Source organism: Rahnella variigena (genome assembly GCF_003610915.1).
GTDB classification, from domain to species: Bacteria; Pseudomonadota; Gammaproteobacteria; order Enterobacterales; family Enterobacteriaceae; genus Rahnella; species Rahnella variigena.
The window spans coordinates 1,951,434-1,969,684 of record NZ_NSDJ01000001.1 but is presented as its reverse complement, the minus strand read 5'-3'; the positions used below and the strand labels follow the sequence as shown (position 1 = coordinate 1,969,684).

Below are 18,251 nucleotides of genomic sequence, written 5' to 3'. Positions count from 1 at the left end.
ATTCTCTTTTTATGTCAAAAATTGACCGGTACTGCGATGTTGCTATCCCATCTGGAAACATTGAACATTTTGAGCACGCCGGTCTGGGTTGTCTCAGTACATAACCAGCAAATTATTTTCGCTAATACGGCGGCCCGAAAACTTGCGGGTAACAGTTTGCTGGGCCCCCTGCGCAACGGTCAGTTTTCGGTCCAGTCTTTGCAATCCCTCGAGTCCTATCTGCCTCATCTGCAAAAAGGCGATCAGGTCATTGAAATCTGGACCATCCACAAAGAAGGCCGCGCCTTTCCCCTGAGCTGCCGTCTTTCTCTGGCACAATTGGGCTTGCAGGAACCGGTCATCGTGTTCGAAGGAACGCACACCTCCGCGGCCAACGTTCCGGCACCCGGTTCGTTCCTGAGCGAAGCCCGACCTTACCGCCGTGATCAGAGCGGTTTCTATGAGCGATTTTTCCAGACTAATACGGCGCCAATGCTGCTGATTGACCCTGCTAATAACGGGCAGATTGTCGATGCGAATCTGGCGGCGACACGATTCTATGGCTATACACGCGACGAAATGTGCATGAGACACACCTGGGAAATCAATGCGATGGGCCAGGACGTGCTGCCGGTGATGCATGAAATCGCCCGTCTGCCCGGCGGACATAAACCGCTGACCTTTGTGCACAAACTGGCGGACGGTAATCTGCGCCATGTGCAGACTTACGCCGGCCCGGTGGACGTGGATGGCGTGCGTCTGATGCTGTGCATCATTCACGATATTACCGAGCAAAAGCGCCTTGAGCAGGAGCTGGAACACGCCGCACTCCGTGATCCGCTGACCGGACTGGGCAACCGCCGCCAGTTTATGCAACTGGTAGAAAACGCGCGGACGCAAAATCCGCAACGCACGCACAATTTCAGTCTGATGCTGGTCGATGCCGATCATTTCAAAGCAATTAACGATCAGCACGGGCATAACAAAGGCGATGATGCACTGGTGATGCTGGCGAGAACGCTGGAAACGGGGATCCGCGAAAGCGATACCGTATTCCGCTGGGGTGGCGAGGAGTTTCTGATTTTGCTGCCGCTGACCGGTCTGGAAGGCGCATTACACGTCGCTGAGACGCTCCGCTTAGCCGTTGAAGAGTATAAGCATCCTGATTTACCTTCGATGACAGTGAGCGTCGGTGTGGTGCAGTACGAAACCGGAGAAGACTTCACCAGACTGTTTAAACGTGTGGATGACGCGTTATATCGCGCAAAGACATCTGGAAGGAATCAGGTTCAGATGGGATAGTTTGAGTTCAGAATTGGCAATAATTAATTATCGTCAACACATAGCCTTGCTGATGTTATTCACGGAATTAATGTTAATAAATTTTAATAGTTAATTCCATATACTTAAGAAAATCATCCGTTATCATCCAGCCTCTTTAATATGGATATTGACGGAAAATATAAACATGAATATATCTAAGAAAAAAACAAAAAAAACATTAACCCTGGCAATTTTATCAATTATCTCTGCAACCTCCTATGCTGCCTCTACTTATACCGCGCCGGGTATTACGTTCATGGATTCAGGTTCGGAATCTGCGGGGTCGATATCTGCAGGGTCGATACCTGCAGGATCGATATCTTCGGATTCGATATCGCCTGGCACGAATGTTCCCGCATCAATTATAGATGGAAGAACATATAATTCAGATGCCCATGGTCAGGGACATACAGAATCACCTGAGGACAGTGTAGACCCAGACAAAAATACTCACGCAGTAATGTCTGATAATTTAAACACCTTGTATTCTGCATCATCCACTAATGAACAACCGGTTATCACTACCAACGGTGACTTCGCCTTTACGTCCGGTGAAGTGAATTATAAAGTTAATGGCGAAGAGCGTAAAATAGACTATACGATCAGCTCAGACACAGTACAAGATGTGGAATTATCTCTTGGTACTTTTAAAACCAGAACGCTGGAAAAAATAAAAAACGAGCAGGGAGATAGTACAGTATCCTATGGTTCACTCGGTTCTCCTAAAGGCTGGGGTGAAACAGGAACCAAAGGCGAAATCTATTCCGCAAACTGGTCAGATGGACTCCACTTTTTTGAAGCAAAACAAGATGGTAATCCAAGCCGTAACAAGTGGTATTATCCGGAAAACAACAAGGACAATAAATGGTGGAAAATTGTCCATTCAATTGAATATTACGCAATTACCTCTGATCCGCAATATGCTCGCACACCCGACGGTGTTGACCAAAAAGAGCAGGCAAAACCGGCTATCTACAATCAGTACCAAGTGCTCAACAGTCTGAAAAGTACTTATGGTGATGCCTTTAAGGGCACCATCATTAACGGTGATATCACAGATTTTGGTCATGACTGGCAGTGGACAGAAATGAAAAAAGCCCTGGGAACGCTTAACCATGATTATTGGTATGGGTTAGGCAATCATGACTATGAAAATAATGTCGATGATTGTTTCACCAATAACTGTGCCGTACGCAGTATCCGTGAGCTGACCAACAATCTTAAATCGCGTAAAAATATTAATGCGATCGATTACAACGTAATTTCAGGTTATTCATTCCCTTCTCTTTCGACGAACTATACTGGGAGTTTCTCCTATAGCTTTGATATGTCAGGCATTCGTTTTCTCCAACTGAACAACTACGCCGAATACACCAAGCAATTTAGCGGATTTAGTATGAAAGACGCCCGCAAATATACAGTAAAAGTCACCCCTTCTGTAGACTGGCTGGAACAACAACTCGCTGACGCCCGTAAACAAGGTAAGGCTATTATATTACTTTCGCATATTAAAAATATGGGTGCAGCGAATTCACGCCTGCAAAAGATGACGGCAAAAAATAGCGATTATGATATTACAGCTATTTTCAACGGCCATACTCATGAAATGTCTGTAGGCGATTATTACGCCAACAGTGGTGCGACGTTCAAAGAAACTTTTTTATTGGTTGAAGTTAATAACCTCAAAAGAGAATTGTCCATTTATGAGGTTTCAGATAACAACCTGAAAACGAAAAAGTTAGAAGCCACTATCCCACTTAAACTTTCCGCAGTAGATAAGACCATTAAGGAAAATTCTTTCAGGGTTACACTGAAAAACGGTGGCGGTTATATTGGCGTTTATAAAGTTAAATACGTCCGGGAAGACGGATCAAATGCAACCATTGATCATCGTCTGGCATTAGGCAACACCGTCACTGTCGAAGTGCCACGTGGGGCTAAAAATGTTCAGGTTATTGGGAAAACAAAAACCGGTCGGTCACTTTATAACGTCAGTCTGAACGATTATAAAAATGTCTGTATTAAAAGCTGGGGAACACTGCCTAAAAACTTGCATTGGGCCTATTGCGGATAAAAACTATAGGCGGGGATGAAAATCCCCGCCTTGTTTATTTAACGTTCCCAGTAACTCTCTTCCAGACTGTCTTCACGCTCCGGCAATCCTCGCGTCAGGCGCGGTGAATGCTGGTTCAGCACCTGATAACTCACGCGGTTGGCGTATTTACACACCTGCGCCAGTGAGGAGTACGTCAGATACTCGCGGGTATGTTTGCTGGAATTCGGCACTGAAGTGCGGTGGAAACCGTTCGCGGCAATGTCATGCAGCAGCGCAGACAGCGCGCCATCCCCCGCCCCATTGGTATTCATGATTTTTTCCGGTCCGCCCATATACGGCGCAATGTGGGAATAAATCTTCAGCGGAACCTGACAACATTCACGACGCATCGCCCGGCTGAATTCATACTGATTAAATTCAGCAATCGCGCCCGGCAGCAACGGATGCTGAGTCGTGCGTTTGAATTCGTCCTCGGTATAACTCGCCATAAACAGACCGTTCGGTCCGGCGGTACACAACACCAGATCCACCCAGTCCAGCGCTTTATCCGCCGCCATCAGCGGATCTTTCATGCCGGTCAGCGCAAACCCTTCGTCTTCGTTCATCGCCAGAATCGACACGTTATCGCGGATGAAATCGCGCCATGCCTGCGGATCTTCCGCGATGACGTATTGCGTCCCCAGCGTTAACACTACCGGCACATGGTATTTTTTAGCGTATTCAATGGCCTGCATGGTGGCTTCTGGCATCGGTTCGCCCGGCTTGCTGCGCAGCAGGTACGAGGTGAGCAGCAGCGCGGACGCGCCGGCAATCACATCTTCCGGCACGCTGCAGGCATGCAGTTCATTCATTTTGCCCGGACTGATAGCAAAGGTGCGCTCGCCGGTGTCGCTGATCAGCGTGAAACAGCGGCCAATTGCGCCGTCCACGCCTTGCAGAAAGTTAAGATCCACACGGCTTGAGGTGTTACACAAATAGCGGTAAGCGTAATCACCGATTTTGACGTTGTTACACATCACGCCCAGCAGTACCGAACGGTCATCAGCCAGCACGGAATAGTTATGCAGCGTGTTACCGACGGTGCCACCGGCAAACTGATGGCTGATAAGCGCGTGGCTCATCAGTTCCTGATACAGCGCTTCGGACATATCATCGTCAAGAATATTGGATTCACCCGGCGTCAGGCCGTAACGGGCCACAAAATTTTCATCCACGCGCGCTTCAATATCGACCATTGTCTGGTCGATGCCGACGATGTACGAGGCCCCGGCTTCAGATTCCGGCTGCATGGCCTGCAGCATGGAATCACGCAATAAAGGGTCACGCGCGCTGACCGGAAAATAGTGTTTAGACTTACGTTTACCAGGAAATTTCATTCATTATTCTCGGGAAATTCAAAAAGCTCAGGCTTCATTCAGAAGTGCTGAGTGACCAGTTGTTGCAGCAGATCGATATGCTCCGGCTGGTCGTTTAAGGCGTCAATATATTCGAAGCGCTCGCCGCCTGCATGAATAAAAATCTCACGGTTCTCGCCTTTGATCTCTTCCAGCGTCTCCAGACAGTCTGCCGCAAAGCCAGGGCACATGATCTGAATATGCTTAACTCCCTGAGCCGGAAGGCCTTTCAGTGTTTCATCCGTGTACGGGGTCAGCCACGGTTCGCGACCAAAGCGCGACTGGAAGGTCAGCATTATTTTGCCCGACGGCAGTTGCAGTGCGTCGGTCAGCGCCTGCACGGTATCGCGGCAGCGCTGTTCATAATCATCGCCTTCAGCGACAAAACGTTTAGGAATACCGTGGAAGGAGAGCACCAGACGATCCGGTTCGCCATGCTGAGCAAAGGAACGTTCGATGCTGGCTTTGAGCGCAGAAATATAGGCCGGATGAGTGGCGTAGTCACGGATAAAGCTCATTGAAGGCAGGCGACGCTGAGATTTCAGCACGCGCGCCACACCGTCAAAAACCGCGGCGCTGGTTGAGCAGGAGTATTGCGGATACAGCGGCAGTACCACCATTTTAGTCACGCCCTGCGCCAGCAGTTTTTCAATAGGTTCTTTCATGCCCGGTTTGCCGTAGCTCATCGCCAGTTCAACCGGCGTGCCCGGCAGACGTTCTGCCAGCGCTTTCTGCTGACGGCGGCTGTACACCATCAGCGGCGAGCCTTCTTCCATCCAGACCGCTTTATACAGTTTGGACACGCGCGGGGAACGCAGCGGCAGGATCACCAAATTCAGGATCGGCCACCACAGCAGACGGGGCGTATCCACGACGCGGATATCACTCAAAAACTCAGCCAGATATTTTTTAACGGCCTGCGGAGTCGGTGCTTCCGGTGTTCCAAGATTGACCAGGAGAACACCGAATTTAGTCTGCGTCATGCTGAATATCCTAAATTGAAGGCATTGAAGCCGTGTGAAAAATGATGGGCGCCGCCGTTTTTTGGTGCTGCAATTTGCAATGCTGAAAAGAGGCGCAGGTCATTGTAACGAAAACAAAGACGATGGGAACAACGGCATAAGCTATCAATGCGAATTGTTATTAATACCCTTCATACTTCACGCGGCAGATGCGTTGGCTGCGTTCACTCACCCGAATCACTTACTTCAGTAAGCTCATCGAGACTCGCTCGCTTGCCGCCTTCCTGCAGCTCGAATTATTTTGGGTATTGGAAATGGAGACCCTAAAAAAACAAACGGGGCGACCGAAGTCACCCCGTGGTAGCGCGCAGTGCAGACGATTAGCTCAGGATTGCAGCCAGTTCGTCACGCACAGCAGAAACCTGCTGTGTGCCGTCAATTTTGACGTATTGAGTGTTACCCGCTTCTGCTTCTTTGCTGTAGTAAGATACCAGCGGCTCAGTCAGCTCATGGTATTCCACCAGACGTTTACGCACGGTTTCTTCCTGATCATCTTTACGGGTGATCAGTTCTTCGCCAGTCACATCGTCTTTACCTTCCACTTTTGGCGGATTGTATTGGATGTGGTACACGCGGCCAGAGCCCGGGTGTACGCGACGGCCAACGATGCGATCAACGATCAGTTCATCAGGCACATCAAATTCCAGCACGTAATCCACTTTGATGCCCGCGTCTTTCATGGCATCAGCCTGCGGAATGGTGCGTGGGAAACCGTCTAACAGGAAACCGTTACGGCAATCTTCCTGCTGAATACGTTCTTTCACCAGTGCGATAACCAGTTCATCGGTCACCAGTTTACCGGCATCCATAATCTCTTTTGCTTTCTTGCCGAGCTCACTTCCGGCCTTCACAGCGGCGCGCAACATATCACCGGTAGAAATCTGAGGAATACCAAATTTCTCCATGATGAATTGAGCCTGAGTACCCTTACCTGCGCCCGGAGCGCCCAGCAGAATGATACGCATTGCGTAAATCCCCTTGCATGTAATTATTATGAATCACGAAAACCGGTCAACCATACCATTCTGAGCACTTTTGCTCAAGGAACACCCCCCGCTGAAATTGGGGTTAAGCCTGCGCTATCCGGCGTTTTACCCACCAGGTTTGCGACACCACCGCCAGCACGATGATCACACCACCGGCAACCGCCGTCGGCGCAGGATCCTCATTTAAAAACAGTGAGATCCAAAGCGGTGCCAGTGCGGTTTCCAGCAGCAAAAACAGCCCCGCATTGACCGGAGAAACCAGCCGTGTCGACATCGTAATCAGCCCCATCGCCAGCGGCATAATTACCCCGCCTTCAAGTGCTATCCATAGCCATTGTTCACCGGCTAAGGCGGGTAAACCATGCAAAACGCTGCCACCGGAAAAAATCACTACACAAAAAGAGGCCAGGATACCGCCCAGTGAAGGCAGCCCGACGGTGCCGCTTTCGACTTTCGACGCGAAGATAAACGCCAGCGCCATCGACACCGCCGTGGCCAGTGCAAAATAGTTGGCGAAAGGGTCGTGGCCCGTGCTGCGTCCGCTCATCACCACGGCGACGCCCGACATTCCGGCCAGTGCCGCCAGCATCAGCGGTTTATCAATGCGAACGCGGAAGAAAATCCACGAAATCAATGCCGACACAAACGGTGTGGAAGAGATGATCACCAGCACCGTGGCGATGCTGCCGCGGTTGAGCGCATTGACGAAACACGCTGACGCAATACAGAAGAACAGCGTAGACAGCGCATTTTTACGGGTGATCCACGGTACGCCCAGCGTGGAACGCGAAGCCGGCCAGAACAGGTACAACATCGCCACCAGTGCCCACATAAACAGACCGCGCAGTACCACGATCAGCCATGAGTCTTCGACCGACATCAGGCGGATAAAAACGGAATCGGTACTGAGGATCACCCCGCCGAGAATGCCGATAAGAGTACCCGTAAAAGTGCCGTTTACCGGCGAAGACTGACGCATTTTTACCTCCTGTGATTCAACATGCGACAAGGTTAATGCGCTTTCAGCGGCAAAAAAAATGATATAAACAGACACAGTAGATGAAAAAAACTCACAAGGTTTAAAATGAATGATCTCCCTTCGCTGCGTGCCCTGCATTATTTTAAACAGGCAGCGCAGTTTGAAAGCTTCAGTACAGCGGCGGAATCCCTGAACGTGACACACAGCGCGGTCAGCCATCAGATGAAAAATCTCGAAGGCTGGCTGGGGACGGTGTTATTTAATCGCACAGCTGGCCGCGTGTTTCTCACCGCTGACGGAATTAAACTGAAAACCTGCTGCGATCGGGTATTTGATGAGATAGCAAAAACCTGTCACGAGATCCGAAATGGCAGCGAACAGCATCTTATCATTGCCTGCTCGCCCAGCTTTCTGGCGCAGTGGCTGCTGCCGCGCATCAGCCGGTTTTCACAACTTTATCCGCAGATAACGCTTTCTTTTCAGACGCAGACCCCGCCCGGACAACTGGAAAACCAGCGTGCCGATGTACTGATAAAAAGCGGTCCGCACATTGAAAACCCAGACACTGACGCTATGCACATTGCCTCTGATTTTATCGGGCCGGTTTGTGCGCCTGGCTTGTGCCATGGCCTGATGCCGCCGCCGGATTTCGGCGCCCTGCCCTTACTGCACGCAGATACGAAGATCAATGCCTGGCAGGAATGGGCAAAGGCGACGGGTGCGCGGGGCGATGTCAGTACCGGTAAACATTTCGATAATCTGATACTGGCAATCCAGGCAGCGAAAAACGGGCTGGGGATATGTATCGCACCGAAAATGCTGGTGGAGAAAGAGCTGGAGGAAGGTTCTCTGATTGCGCCGGCGGGCTTTTGCGAAGTGGATCGCGCTACGACCGTGCTGGTGAGTTCTCAGCGCCGTGACGAGCCGGAGATCCGTGCTTTCAGGGAATGGATCCGGGAAGAAGCGAGGCAATAAAAAAGGGTGTCGCTTTCACGACACCCTTTCGTTTTACGCCCGGCGATTACGCCTGTAACAGCGTGTTCATACGGCGGATGAACAGGTTTGGATCTTCCAGCGTGCCGCGTTCTGCGAACAGCGCCTGATCCAGCAACAGCTCAATCCACTCGCTGAACTGGTCTTCATCAGCCACATCAGAAGCACGTTTCACCAGCGCGTGTTCCGGGTTCAGCTCAAAGATGTATTTCACTTCCGGCGCTTCCTGACCGGCAGCGGCAAAGAGTTTTGCCATCTGCGTGGTCATTTCGTCGGCACCGGTGGTAACGATGGCTGGTGTATCGGTCAGACGGTGCGTCAGACGCACTTCTTTCACACGGTCCCCCAGCAACGTTTTCACGCGCTCAACGAACGGCTCCAGCGCTTTTTCAGCTTCTTTCTGCTCTTCGCTTTCGTCAGCCAGTTTGTCCAGTGTATCGTCGGCCTTGCTGACGGACTGGAAGACTTTGCCATCAAACTCAGTCAGATAGCTCATCATCCATTCGTCGATGCGGTCAGACAACAGCAGAACTTCAATGCCTTTTTTGCGGAACAGTTCCAGATGCGGGCTGCTCTTCGCCGCGGCATAGCTGTCAGCAGTGATGTAATAAATCTTGTCCTGACCTTCCACCATGTTCGCCACATACTCTTCCAGCGACAAAGTCTGCTCGCTGCTGTCGTTGCGGGTGCTGGCGAAACGCAGCAGTTTGGCGATCGCTTCTTTGTTTGCGCCGTCTTCTGCAGGACCTTCTTTCAATACCAGACCAAACTGTTTCCAGAATTGCAGATATTTTTCGTTGTCGTCTTTCGCCAGTTTTTCCAGCATTTGCAGAACACGTTTGGTCAGCGCACTGCGCAGGTTCTGGGTAATGCGGCTGTCCTGAAGGATCTCACGTGACACGTTCAGAGGCAGATCGTTGGAATCTATCAGACCACGAACAAAACGCAGGTAGTTCGGCATGAACTGCTCGGCTTCATCCATGATAAACACGCGCTGAACATAGAGTTTCAGGCCGTGTTTGTGATCGCGGTTCCACATATCCCACGGTGCCTGTGAAGGGATATACAGCAGGCTGGTGTATTCCTGCTTACCTTCAACGCGGTTATGGCTCCAGCTGAGCGGATCGCTGAAATCATGAGAAATGTGTTTGTAGAATTCTTTATATTCTTCGTCGGTTACTTCGGCTTTACCGCGGGTCCACAGGGCTTGCGCCTTGTTGATTTGTTCCCAGGTTACGGTGCCGTCTTCTTCGTTGCGGGTTTCGACTTCAACCGGCAGCGCAATGTGATCAGAGTATTTGCTGATGATGGAACGAACGCGCCAGTCATCCAGGAATTCGTCCTGATCTTCACGCAGATGCAGGGTGATTTCAGTGCCGCGATCTGCTTTCTCGATGTCCGCCAGGGTGTACTCACCTTCACCGGCAGATTCCCAGAATACCCCTTCGTCAGCGCTGGCACCGGCTGCGCGGGTGCGCACGGTGACTTTATCCGCCACGATGAATGCAGAATAGAAACCGACACCGAACTGACCAATCAGCTGGCTGTCTTTCGCCTGCTCGGAACCCACGGATTGCAGGAACGCTTTGGTGCCGGATTTGGCGATAGTCCCGAGGTTGTCGATCACTTCATCACGGCTCATACCGATGCCGTTATCGCTCAGTGTCAGGGTGCGTTTTTCTTTATCAAACGACAGACGGACGTGCAGCTCGCCATCACCTTCATAAAGCTCAGGTGCGGACAGTGCGCGGAAACGCAGTTTGTCGGCTGCATCCGAGGCGTTGGAGATCAGCTCGCGCAGGAAAATTTCTTTGTTTGAATACAGAGAATGGATCATCAGATGAAGCAGTTGTTTTACTTCAGACTGGAAGCCACGTGTCTCTTGTCCTTTCATACTCATCAAATTACCTCAATCCAGATACTGTTATTGACCAAATCAGACGTTGAGGAATAAGTGGGGTTATATGTCAGGCTTTTCAAGCGCAGGAGGAAATTTTTAAGAAGAAATGCAGAGGGATAGCAGAATAATACGAGGCGCAGAAGGCTGCGCCCGTATAACAGTCAGAACCGGAAGGGGTTACGCCCGGCGAGGGAATGTGACAGCGTGGTGCCATCGACCATATCCAGTTCGCCACCGACCGGCACACCGTGCGCGATACGGCTCGCCAGCACGCCAAACTGGCCGCACATTTCAGCGATATAGTTGGCGGTCGCTTCGCCTTCTACCGTCGGGTTGGTCGCCAGAATCACTTCCTGGATGTTTTCACTCTCCAGACGCTCTTCCAGACGGCCCAAACCAATGTCGTCAGGCCCGATGCCATCAAGGGGTGACAGGTGCCCCATCAGCACAAAATAGCGACCAGAAAACTGACCGGTTTGTTCTATCGCATGGATGTCCGCCGGACTTTCAACCACGCAAATCTGACCGTTTTCTTTACGCCGTGGATTGGCGCAAATGGTGCAGATTTCCTGTTCGGTAAAGGTACGGCAATCGGCACAGTGGCCGATCTCAGACATAGCACGTGTTAAAGACTGCGCCAGCCGCATTCCGCCGCTGCGATCACGTTGCAGCAGCTGGAATGCCATACGTTGCGCGGACTTCGGGCCAACGCCCGGCAGGCAACGCAACGCCTCCATTAAAGATTCAAGGAGAGGGCTGGTTTGCATCAGAACGGCATCTTAAAGCCTGGTGGCAACTGCATGCCGCCAGACACGGCTGCCATTTTTTCTTTCTGAGTTTCTTCGATACGACGTGCTGCATCGTTGAACGCCGCAGCGATCAGATCTTCCAGCATGTCTTTATCGTCTTCCAGCAGGCTTGGATCGATTTCAACGCGACGCACGTTGTGCGCACCGTTGATGGTGATTTTCACCAGGCCAGCGCCTGACTCACCGGTCACTTCCAGCTGAGCGATTTCCGCCTGAGCCTGTTGCATTTTTTCCTGCATTTGCTGGGCCTGTTTCATCAGGTTACCAATGCCGCCTTTTCCAAACATAGTCTTCTCTCTCAGCAATGGCCGCGTCACAATCGCGGCGTTTAAATTGGGCGGATACTTTCTTCATCCAGCTCCGCGTCGAAGAAACGGCGCAGCGTCTGAATGTTGTTATCCGCAATAATAGACTGACGCGCCTGCGCCAGTTTTTCTTCATAAATGGCCTGTCGCCATTCCAGCGGCGTCTTCACCGCCAGATTATCATCTTCCAGCACGGTCAGTTCAACCGGCGTCTGATGCAATGCCGATAAGGCATCCGTCAGCACTTTCTGCGCGGACGGCGAATTCAGGTGCTTTTGCGAGGAACGCAGGTGCAGGCAAATTTTACCCGGCTCCGGCTGCTCGCGATACGCATTCAGCGCCAGTTGCTGCACCAGTTTCGGAATGGTCATCCGGCTGATTTCAGCCGCCCATTCGTCGCGTTCAATCGCTTCTTCCGCCAGACGGGAAGCCAGTTCAGGCGATTTTTCATATTCCAGCGCGGTGCGCAGCGCTTTCGGTGTCGCTACCGGTTCCGGTGCGACTTCCGGTTCCATCGTCGCTTTCCAGCGATAAGCCTCTTCTTTTACCGGCGCGGCAGGTTCTTTCTTCACCGCCAGAGTCTGCGCACGTTCAGTCACCGAAGCGAGGCGCTCCAGTGCTGAGGTTGCCGGCCGCGCTTTTCCTGGCGCTGCCGGCTCAGCTTTTTTTGGGGTGGTACTCCCCTGCCTGAGCAATTGTGTTCGCGCCTGTAGAAGTTGCGCGGTGGAATCCGGCATCGCGGCCGGTTCGGCATTGCCCTGTGGCGGCGGCGCATTGTAGTTTTGTTGCGGCGACTGCTGCGGCTGCGCTACAGCAGGACGCGATGGCTGTGGCGCTACAGCCGCCGGAACTGCGACCGGCTGCGGAGCAGGTTCAGCAATAATTACTTTTGGATGGAAGGCCAGCGCACGCAACAGGGTCATTTCAACGCCCATGCGTTTGTCCGGCGCATACGCCAGCTCTTTGCGGCCAATCAGTAAGGTCTGGTAATAAAGCTGAACGTCAGCCGGCGGAATAACACGCGCCAGTTCGCGCAGACGTTGTTCGATAGCCGCGTAATGGTTATCGAGCACGGACGGCAACAGCTGAACCATCGCAATGCGGTGCAGCAGCGCCAGTGTTTCCACCAGCAGGTTTTCCCAGTCCACGCCACGTGACGCGGCTTGTTCAACCTGGGCCATCATCTGACCGCCATCGGCGCTGACCAGCGCTTCCAGCATCGCCAGCGGTTGTTCGTCGTCCAGCGTACCGAGCATTTGCGCCACGGTTTCGGTAGTGACGGCGCCCTGCCCCATGGCGATTGCCTGATCGGTCAGGCTCAGCGCATCGCGCATACTGCCGTCGGCAGCACGAGAAAGCAGCTGTAACGCACGCGGTTCAGTGGTGATGGTTTCCTGCGTTAATACGTGTTCAAGCTGTTTGCGGATCTGTTCAGCGTCCAGCGCTTTCAGATGGAACTGCAAACAACGCGACAAAATGGTGACGGGTAATTTTTGCGGATCGGTTGTCGCCAGCAGGAATTTGACGTGCGAAGGCGGCTCTTCCAGCGTTTTCAACAGCGCATTGAAGCTGTGACGCGAGAGCATGTGCACTTCGTCAATCAGGTAAACTTTGAAACGACCACGCGCCGGTGCGTATTGCACGTTATCGAGCAGTTCGCGGGTATCTTCGACTTTAGTACGGGAAGCGGCATCGATTTCAATCAGATCGACAAAACGACCCTGCTCGATTTCACGGCAGTTATCGCACACGCCACAAGGCGTGGAGGTAATCCCGGTTTCGCAGTTAAGTCCTTTTGCCAGCAGACGGGCGATGGTGGTTTTCCCGACGCCACGGGTTCCGGAAAACAGGTAAGCGTGGTGGATGCGCCCGAGCGACAGGCCATTGGCCAGTGCGGTCAGCACATGTTCCTGTCCGACGACGTCGGCAAAAGTTTGGGGGCGCCACTTACGGGCAAGAACCTGATAGCTCATTAACACTTCATCGTTGATTTATAATGAATAATTTGACGATACACGAAAAAACATCGTTTAACCCGATTTTCTGCGCGGGTCGGCGAACCGGCGACTAAAGGCTAAGCATAATGATGCACGCGCCAGACTGCCACTTCTTAGTGTACCAGCAGGGTCGCCATCATTCCTATTACTTTACTTTTTGCGTACCGCGCCGCAGTTTCTCCACCGTCGTCCTCCTCCTGACAATTCGCACAAGGGGATGAGGGCAAATTTTGCACACTGATTACACTGAATTCACCTCTGTTCTGATAATGCTTCCTGCCCCGTGTAAGGAGAGCCATGAAATACCTGACATTGCCTTTATTACTGCTCGTTTCCCCCGCCGCACAGGCCAGCTGGGCGCTGGAAGGTTTTCCTGCGTTTGCTGAGCCGGTCAGCGGAATATTCACCAGCGATGCCACGTTATCCAAAGGACAGCGCACACTGGAATTACATCAGGATAATCAGTGCTGGCAACCTTCGGGCGCGGTAAAGCTTAATGAGATGCTGTCGCTGCAACCCTGTGAAAGTCATCCGCCGGTAAACTGGAAACAGTTTCGCACGGGCGATTATCAGGTACGCATTGATACCCGCAGCGGCACGCCCACGCTTCAGCTGAGCCTGAAAACGGCGCAGGAAACCGTCGCTGCCGTGACAAAAACCTGTCCGCGCCAGGATGGCAAACCGCTGACCGTGGAGGTATCCGGTACCTTCAGCGATGGCGAAACAGTGCGTGATTTTTATTCCGGCCAGAGTGCAGTGGTCGCTAATGGCCACATCACGATGACGCCCGATCCGGCCAGCGGCGGCCTGCTATTGCTGGAATCTGCGACGCGTAAAACTCCCGCCACGTTCAGCTGGCAAAACGCCACCGTCTATTTCGTGCTGACCGACAGATTCGAAAACGGCAATCCGGATAACGATCACAGCTATGGCCGTCACAGTGACGGAATGCAGGAAATCGGCACTTTCCATGGTGGCGATCTGGCCGGACTGACCAGCAAACTGGATTATCTGCAACAACTGGGCGTGAACGCATTGTGGATCAGTTCGCCGCTGGAGCAGATCCACGGCTGGGTCGGTGGCGGCACCAAAGGCGATTTCCCGCATTATGCATATCATGGCTATTACACGCTCGACTGGACAAAACTCGATGCCAATATGGGCACCGGCGAAGATTTACAAAAGCTGGTCAGCGAGGCGCACAGACGCGGGATCCGCATTCTCTTTGACGTGGTGGTCAATCACACCGGTTACGCCACGCTGGCGGATATGCAAACGTTCCATTTTGGCTCGCTGTATCTCAAAGGCGATGAAATCGAAAAGACGCTGGGCAAAAAATGGACCGACTGGAAACCTGGCCCCGGCCAGAACTGGCACAGTTTTAATGATTACATCAATTTCAGCGACAAAGACGGCTGGAGCACCTGGTGGGGCAAAAAATGGATCCGCACCGATATTGGCGATTATGACTCGCCCGGTTATGACGATCTGACCATGTCGCTGGCGTTCCTGCCGGATATCAAAACCGGATCCACACAAGCCAGCGGCCTGCCTGTTTTCTATCGTCATAAACCTGATACCGCCGCCCGCGAAATCCCCGGCGCTACGCCCCGCGATTATCTGGTGACGTGGCTCAGTCAGTGGGTTCGCGATTACGGCATTGACGGTTTCCGCGTCGATACCGCCAAACACGTGGAAAAACCGACGCTGGCGTTGCTGAAAGCGCGTTCTGCCGAAGCACTGAAACAGTGGAAAGCCGCCAATCCTTCACAGGCGCTGGATGACGCGCCGTTCTGGATGACCGGTGAAGCCTGGGGTCACGGCGTAATGAAAAGTGATTATTACGATAATGGCTTCGACGCGATGATCAACTTTGATTTTCAGGATCAGGCAGCGGCGGCGCTGAATTGTTTTGCAAATATCGATGCCACCTATCAGCAGATGGCGGAGAAAATGCAGGATTTCAATGTGCTGAGTTATCTCTCATCACACGATACCCGGTTATTTTTCACTGACGATGCCAAAGGGTCAGTTCCCCTGCAACAACGCGCGGCGGATTTATTACTGCTGGCACCGGGCGCGGTTCAAATCTATTACGGCGACGAAAGCGGACGTCAGTTCGGCCCGACGGGTTCAGATCCTTTACAGGGAACGCGATCAGACATGAACTGGAATGAGCTGAACGGTGCAAAACAGGCGTTGCTGAAGCACTGGCAAAAACTGGGGAAATTCCGGGAACAACATCCGGCGGTCGGTGCAGGTGTGCAGAAATCACAGCAGACAGCAGAATATTACGCCTTCAGCCGTCAGCATGGTGACGATAAGGTGATGGTAGTCTGGACGGGAGAAAGCGGGAAAGAATAGTGCAGAAAGCAAAAGGCCTCGCGTTAACGGCGAGGCCTTTTTACATCACACTGCAGAATTTAAATCAGTGCCCGTCGAAACACACCAGGCTGTAGCAGGTGATATTGGCATCGTTCAGGCGTTTTTCACCGCCCAGTTCCGGCAGATTGATGATGAATGCAGCATCCGTCACTTCCCCACCCAGACGGCGGATCAGTTTCGCGGTAGCTTCAATGGTGCCACCCGTTGCCAGCAAGTCGTCAATCACCAGGATCTTCTCACCCGGCAGAATGGCATCCGTGTGGATTTCAAGACTGTCAGTGCCGTATTCCAGATCGTAAGTTTCGCTGATGGTTTCACGCGGTAATTTGCCCGGTTTACGCACGGGAACAAAACCCACGCCCAAAGCCAGCGCAACCGGCGCGCCAAACAGGAAACCACGTGCTTCGGTGCCCACCACTTTGGTGACGCCGGCATCGCGGTAACGATCGGCCAGTAACTGAATGCTTGCAGCGTAAGCTTTTGGGTCTTCCAGCAAGCTGGTGACGTCACGGAACAGTATGCCTGGCTTCGGATAGTCAGGGATGGTCTTGATACTGTCTTTAATAAACTGTAGCTGCTGTGCGGTAGCGGTCATAATGTTAATTGCCTGATAAAGCTGCTGTTCATACTTAAACGCGGGCGGTCAAATGTCCCCCGTCATGCCCTTTTAAAGCATGTCGTTCAAGGAAGGAAATTGGGAGCGCACCGACGTACGAGATGCCCAAATCTATGCAAAGCTGCTTTAAAAAGCAACCCGCAGCCGGACATGATCGCCTGTTTTATTGCTCAAGGTCAACCACTGGTAATCGCCACATCATGATCAGTAACGCAAACATCATGCAAACCAATAAAATACGCACCCACAATAACGGCACAAAATAGATCGAAATCGCGAATGTCGTCACAATCAGCGCAACGGCTTTTGGCTTCGCCCCTTTCGGCAGCGCGCGATGCGCCTGCCAGTGACGTAAATAGCTGCCAAACCAGGAACGGTGCAGCAGCCAGTGATGAAAGCGTGGAGACGAACGGGCAAAACACCAGGCGGCCAGCAGTAAAAACGGCGTGGTGGGCAACAGCGGCAGCACAACGCCCAGCGTTGCCAGTACCACACACAGCCAGCCGACCATAATCAGTAATATGCGCTTCATGCAGTTCCTTTTGATTCGCACAAATTGCCAGAAATTAAGCCCCCAGTTTATACAAGTGCAACGAAGGTGTCATAACCGCCGGTTGCAGGTAAGCTATGAGTGTCATTAATGGAGATAACCTGTGAGCACTGAACGAATTTTACATGTCCTTGATCAGCAAATAGAAACTCTGGCGCGGGAAATCGAACCCATCGGCCATGTTTCCGCTTCGCAGGCCCGGTTTGATATCGCCCTTTTCTCAACCAAAGGCACCCGTCTGCGCGATTATCTGGCAGAAATTAAGATGAATTTACAGCAACTCAATCAGGAAGTGGTTGAGAAACGTTCCGCGCAGGTGGCGTTTATTGCCGAGCGACTGGTGGCACAAATCACCGCCATGCAGCGTGAACTCGCCACGCAAACACTGCGTAAAACGCACCAGACGCCCGAGCGAAAAAGTCATGATAATTATACCAAACTCGCGGAAACTCAGCAGTTCGAGCGTCGTCTGATTGCGATGATTGAGGATCGGGAAACCACGCTCGGACAACTCGCCACGTTCAGCGATCAGCAACGCGTGCAAAAGGAACTGGCTGCGCTGGAAGGACGTTTAATGCGCTGTCGTCAGGCGCTGGCCAAAATTGAGAGGCAAATCGAGCGGCAGGAAAAAGGTTTTTGAATCTTTATCACATTTTTTTAATCCGGCGTTCAGACCCGCCATTTTCTTATCTATAATGGTAAGTCCAAAACCTGCTAATAATAATGTTGGCCAATATGTCCGTAGAAAATGCGCCTCCCGAACTTCAGCTTGCTGTTGATCTGATTTACCTGCTTGAGTGCAACGAAATTGCACCGGAAACCGCTCTCGCAGCACTGGAAATCGTACAACGCGATTATCAGGAGAAGCTGAAAAACAGCAAAAGCACGCTGTCTATTAGTTACCTTTAAGCCGTCCGGCTGACTGTATCAGGGGAACCTTTCGCATTCCCCTGAATT

Annotated in this window: 16 protein-coding genes and 1 other annotated feature; of the genes, 6 read left to right on the top strand and 10 right to left on the bottom strand. The window is 52.0% G+C overall.

Annotated elements, in window-relative coordinates:
• Positions 1-36: 36 nt before the first annotated feature.
• The gene (locus CKQ54_RS09025) at positions 37-1,281 is read left to right on the top strand and encodes a sensor domain-containing diguanylate cyclase (protein WP_120160755.1); all 1,245 of its coding nucleotides are present in this window, start codon (positions 37-39) and stop codon (positions 1,279-1,281) included.
• A gap of 166 nt (positions 1,282-1,447) precedes the next feature.
• Entirely contained in the window at positions 1,448-3,376 is a 1,929-nt protein-coding gene (locus tag CKQ54_RS09020; protein WP_120160757.1) for a metallophosphoesterase family protein, read from the top strand.
• 38 nt (positions 3,377-3,414) lie between these two features.
• On the opposite strand, the gene CKQ54_RS09015 is transcribed toward CKQ54_RS09020, so the two are convergent.
• The 4 genes from CKQ54_RS09015 to CKQ54_RS09000 form a co-directional block, all read right to left on the bottom strand.
• Positions 3,415-4,734, bottom strand: coding sequence for an inosine/guanosine kinase (locus CKQ54_RS09015; protein WP_120160759.1), 1,320 nt, complete (start codon positions 4,732-4,734; stop codon positions 3,415-3,417).
• A gap of 38 nt (positions 4,735-4,772) precedes the next feature.
• Complete coding sequence (gene hemH / locus CKQ54_RS09010) at positions 4,773-5,735, bottom strand: ferrochelatase (protein WP_120160761.1); 963 nt, start codon at positions 5,733-5,735, stop codon at positions 4,773-4,775.
• A gap of 359 nt (positions 5,736-6,094) precedes the next feature.
• On the bottom strand, positions 6,095-6,739 hold the full coding sequence (adk, locus tag CKQ54_RS09005; RefSeq protein WP_112287544.1) for an adenylate kinase: 645 nt from the start codon (positions 6,737-6,739) through the stop codon (positions 6,095-6,097).
• A gap of 103 nt (positions 6,740-6,842) precedes the next feature.
• Entirely contained in the window at positions 6,843-7,739 is an 897-nt protein-coding gene (locus CKQ54_RS09000) for a DMT family transporter (protein WP_120160763.1), read from the bottom strand.
• 105 nt (positions 7,740-7,844) lie between these two features.
• On the opposite strand from CKQ54_RS09000, the gene CKQ54_RS08995 reads away from it, so the two are divergent.
• Positions 7,845-8,714 (top strand): LysR substrate-binding domain-containing protein, encoded by an 870-nt coding sequence (locus tag CKQ54_RS08995; protein ID WP_120160765.1) that lies wholly within the window; start codon positions 7,845-7,847, stop codon positions 8,712-8,714.
• 46 nt (positions 8,715-8,760) lie between these two features.
• Here the strand turns inward: CKQ54_RS08995 and htpG are convergent, their stop codons facing one another.
• The 4 genes from htpG to dnaX form a co-directional block, all read right to left on the bottom strand.
• Complete coding sequence (htpG, locus tag CKQ54_RS08990; protein WP_165353166.1) at positions 8,761-10,626, bottom strand: molecular chaperone HtpG; 1,866 nt, start codon at positions 10,624-10,626, stop codon at positions 8,761-8,763.
• A gap of 167 nt (positions 10,627-10,793) precedes the next feature.
• The gene (gene recR / locus CKQ54_RS08985) at positions 10,794-11,399 is read right to left on the bottom strand and encodes a recombination mediator RecR (protein WP_112287540.1); all 606 of its coding nucleotides are present in this window, start codon (positions 11,397-11,399) and stop codon (positions 10,794-10,796) included.
• Positions 11,399-11,728, bottom strand: coding sequence for a YbaB/EbfC family nucleoid-associated protein (locus tag CKQ54_RS08980; RefSeq protein WP_112287539.1), 330 nt, complete (start codon positions 11,726-11,728; stop codon positions 11,399-11,401). The genes recR and CKQ54_RS08980 overlap by 1 nt, the downstream gene beginning before the upstream one ends.
• A gap of 41 nt (positions 11,729-11,769) precedes the next feature.
• The gene (gene dnaX / locus CKQ54_RS08975; protein WP_120160767.1) at positions 11,770-13,719 is read right to left on the bottom strand and encodes a DNA polymerase III subunit gamma/tau; all 1,950 of its coding nucleotides are present in this window, start codon (positions 13,717-13,719) and stop codon (positions 11,770-11,772) included.
• Positions 12,370-12,434 (bottom strand) — a sequence feature (DnaX frameshifting element). It overlaps the preceding gene by 65 nt.
• A gap of 321 nt (positions 13,720-14,040) precedes the next feature.
• On the opposite strand from dnaX, the gene CKQ54_RS08965 reads away from it, so the two are divergent.
• The gene (locus tag CKQ54_RS08965; RefSeq protein WP_120160770.1) at positions 14,041-16,107 is read left to right on the top strand and encodes an alpha-amylase; all 2,067 of its coding nucleotides are present in this window, start codon (positions 14,041-14,043) and stop codon (positions 16,105-16,107) included.
• A 64-nt stretch (positions 16,108-16,171) separates the two neighbouring features.
• Here the strand turns inward: CKQ54_RS08965 and apt are convergent, their stop codons facing one another.
• Positions 16,172-16,723 (bottom strand): adenine phosphoribosyltransferase, encoded by a 552-nt coding sequence (apt, locus tag CKQ54_RS08960; protein ID WP_112287535.1) that lies wholly within the window; start codon positions 16,721-16,723, stop codon positions 16,172-16,174.
• A 184-nt stretch (positions 16,724-16,907) separates the two neighbouring features.
• On the bottom strand, positions 16,908-17,276 hold the full coding sequence (locus tag CKQ54_RS08955) for a DUF454 family protein (protein ID WP_113876128.1): 369 nt from the start codon (positions 17,274-17,276) through the stop codon (positions 16,908-16,910).
• Between the two features lie 121 nt (positions 17,277-17,397).
• Here CKQ54_RS08955 and priC point away from each other — a divergent pair, with 121 nt between their 5' ends.
• Positions 17,398-17,934 (top strand): primosomal replication protein PriC, encoded by a 537-nt coding sequence (priC, locus tag CKQ54_RS08950; protein WP_112287533.1) that lies wholly within the window; start codon positions 17,398-17,400, stop codon positions 17,932-17,934.
• 95 nt (positions 17,935-18,029) lie between these two features.
• On the top strand, positions 18,030-18,203 hold the full coding sequence (rsmS, locus tag CKQ54_RS08945; protein WP_015690305.1) for a pleiotropic regulatory protein RsmS: 174 nt from the start codon (positions 18,030-18,032) through the stop codon (positions 18,201-18,203).
• Positions 18,204-18,251: the final 48 nt, after the last annotated feature.

Bases quoted from the DNA above. Each gene is read 5' to 3' on its own strand.
- CKQ54_RS09025 (WP_120160755.1), top strand. From the start codon at position 37: ATGTTGCTATCCCATCTGGAAACATTGAACATTTTGAGCACGCCGGTC.
- CKQ54_RS09020 (WP_120160757.1), top strand. From the start codon at position 1,448: ATGAATATATCTAAGAAAAAAACAAAAAAAACATTAACCCTGGCAATT.
- CKQ54_RS09015 (WP_120160759.1), bottom strand. From the start codon at position 4,734: ATGAAATTTCCTGGTAAACGTAAGTCTAAACACTATTTTCCGGTCAGC.
- hemH (WP_120160761.1), bottom strand. From the start codon at position 5,735: ATGACGCAGACTAAATTCGGTGTTCTCCTGGTCAATCTTGGAACACCG.
- adk (WP_112287544.1), bottom strand. From the start codon at position 6,739: ATGCGTATCATTCTGCTGGGCGCTCCGGGCGCAGGTAAGGGTACTCAG.
- CKQ54_RS09000 (WP_120160763.1), bottom strand. From the start codon at position 7,739: ATGCGTCAGTCTTCGCCGGTAAACGGCACTTTTACGGGTACTCTTATC.
- CKQ54_RS08995 (WP_120160765.1), top strand. From the start codon at position 7,845: ATGAATGATCTCCCTTCGCTGCGTGCCCTGCATTATTTTAAACAGGCA.
- htpG (WP_165353166.1), bottom strand. From the start codon at position 10,626: ATGAAAGGACAAGAGACACGTGGCTTCCAGTCTGAAGTAAAACAACTG.
- recR (WP_112287540.1), bottom strand. From the start codon at position 11,399: ATGCAAACCAGCCCTCTCCTTGAATCTTTAATGGAGGCGTTGCGTTGC.
- CKQ54_RS08980 (WP_112287539.1), bottom strand. From the start codon at position 11,728: ATGTTTGGAAAAGGCGGCATTGGTAACCTGATGAAACAGGCCCAGCAA.
- dnaX (WP_120160767.1), bottom strand. From the start codon at position 13,719: ATGAGCTATCAGGTTCTTGCCCGTAAGTGGCGCCCCCAAACTTTTGCC.
- CKQ54_RS08965 (WP_120160770.1), top strand. From the start codon at position 14,041: ATGAAATACCTGACATTGCCTTTATTACTGCTCGTTTCCCCCGCCGCA.
- apt (WP_112287535.1), bottom strand. From the start codon at position 16,723: ATGACCGCTACCGCACAGCAGCTACAGTTTATTAAAGACAGTATCAAG.
- CKQ54_RS08955 (WP_113876128.1), bottom strand. From the start codon at position 17,276: ATGAAGCGCATATTACTGATTATGGTCGGCTGGCTGTGTGTGGTACTG.
- rsmS (WP_015690305.1), top strand. From the start codon at position 18,030: ATGTCCGTAGAAAATGCGCCTCCCGAACTTCAGCTTGCTGTTGATCTG.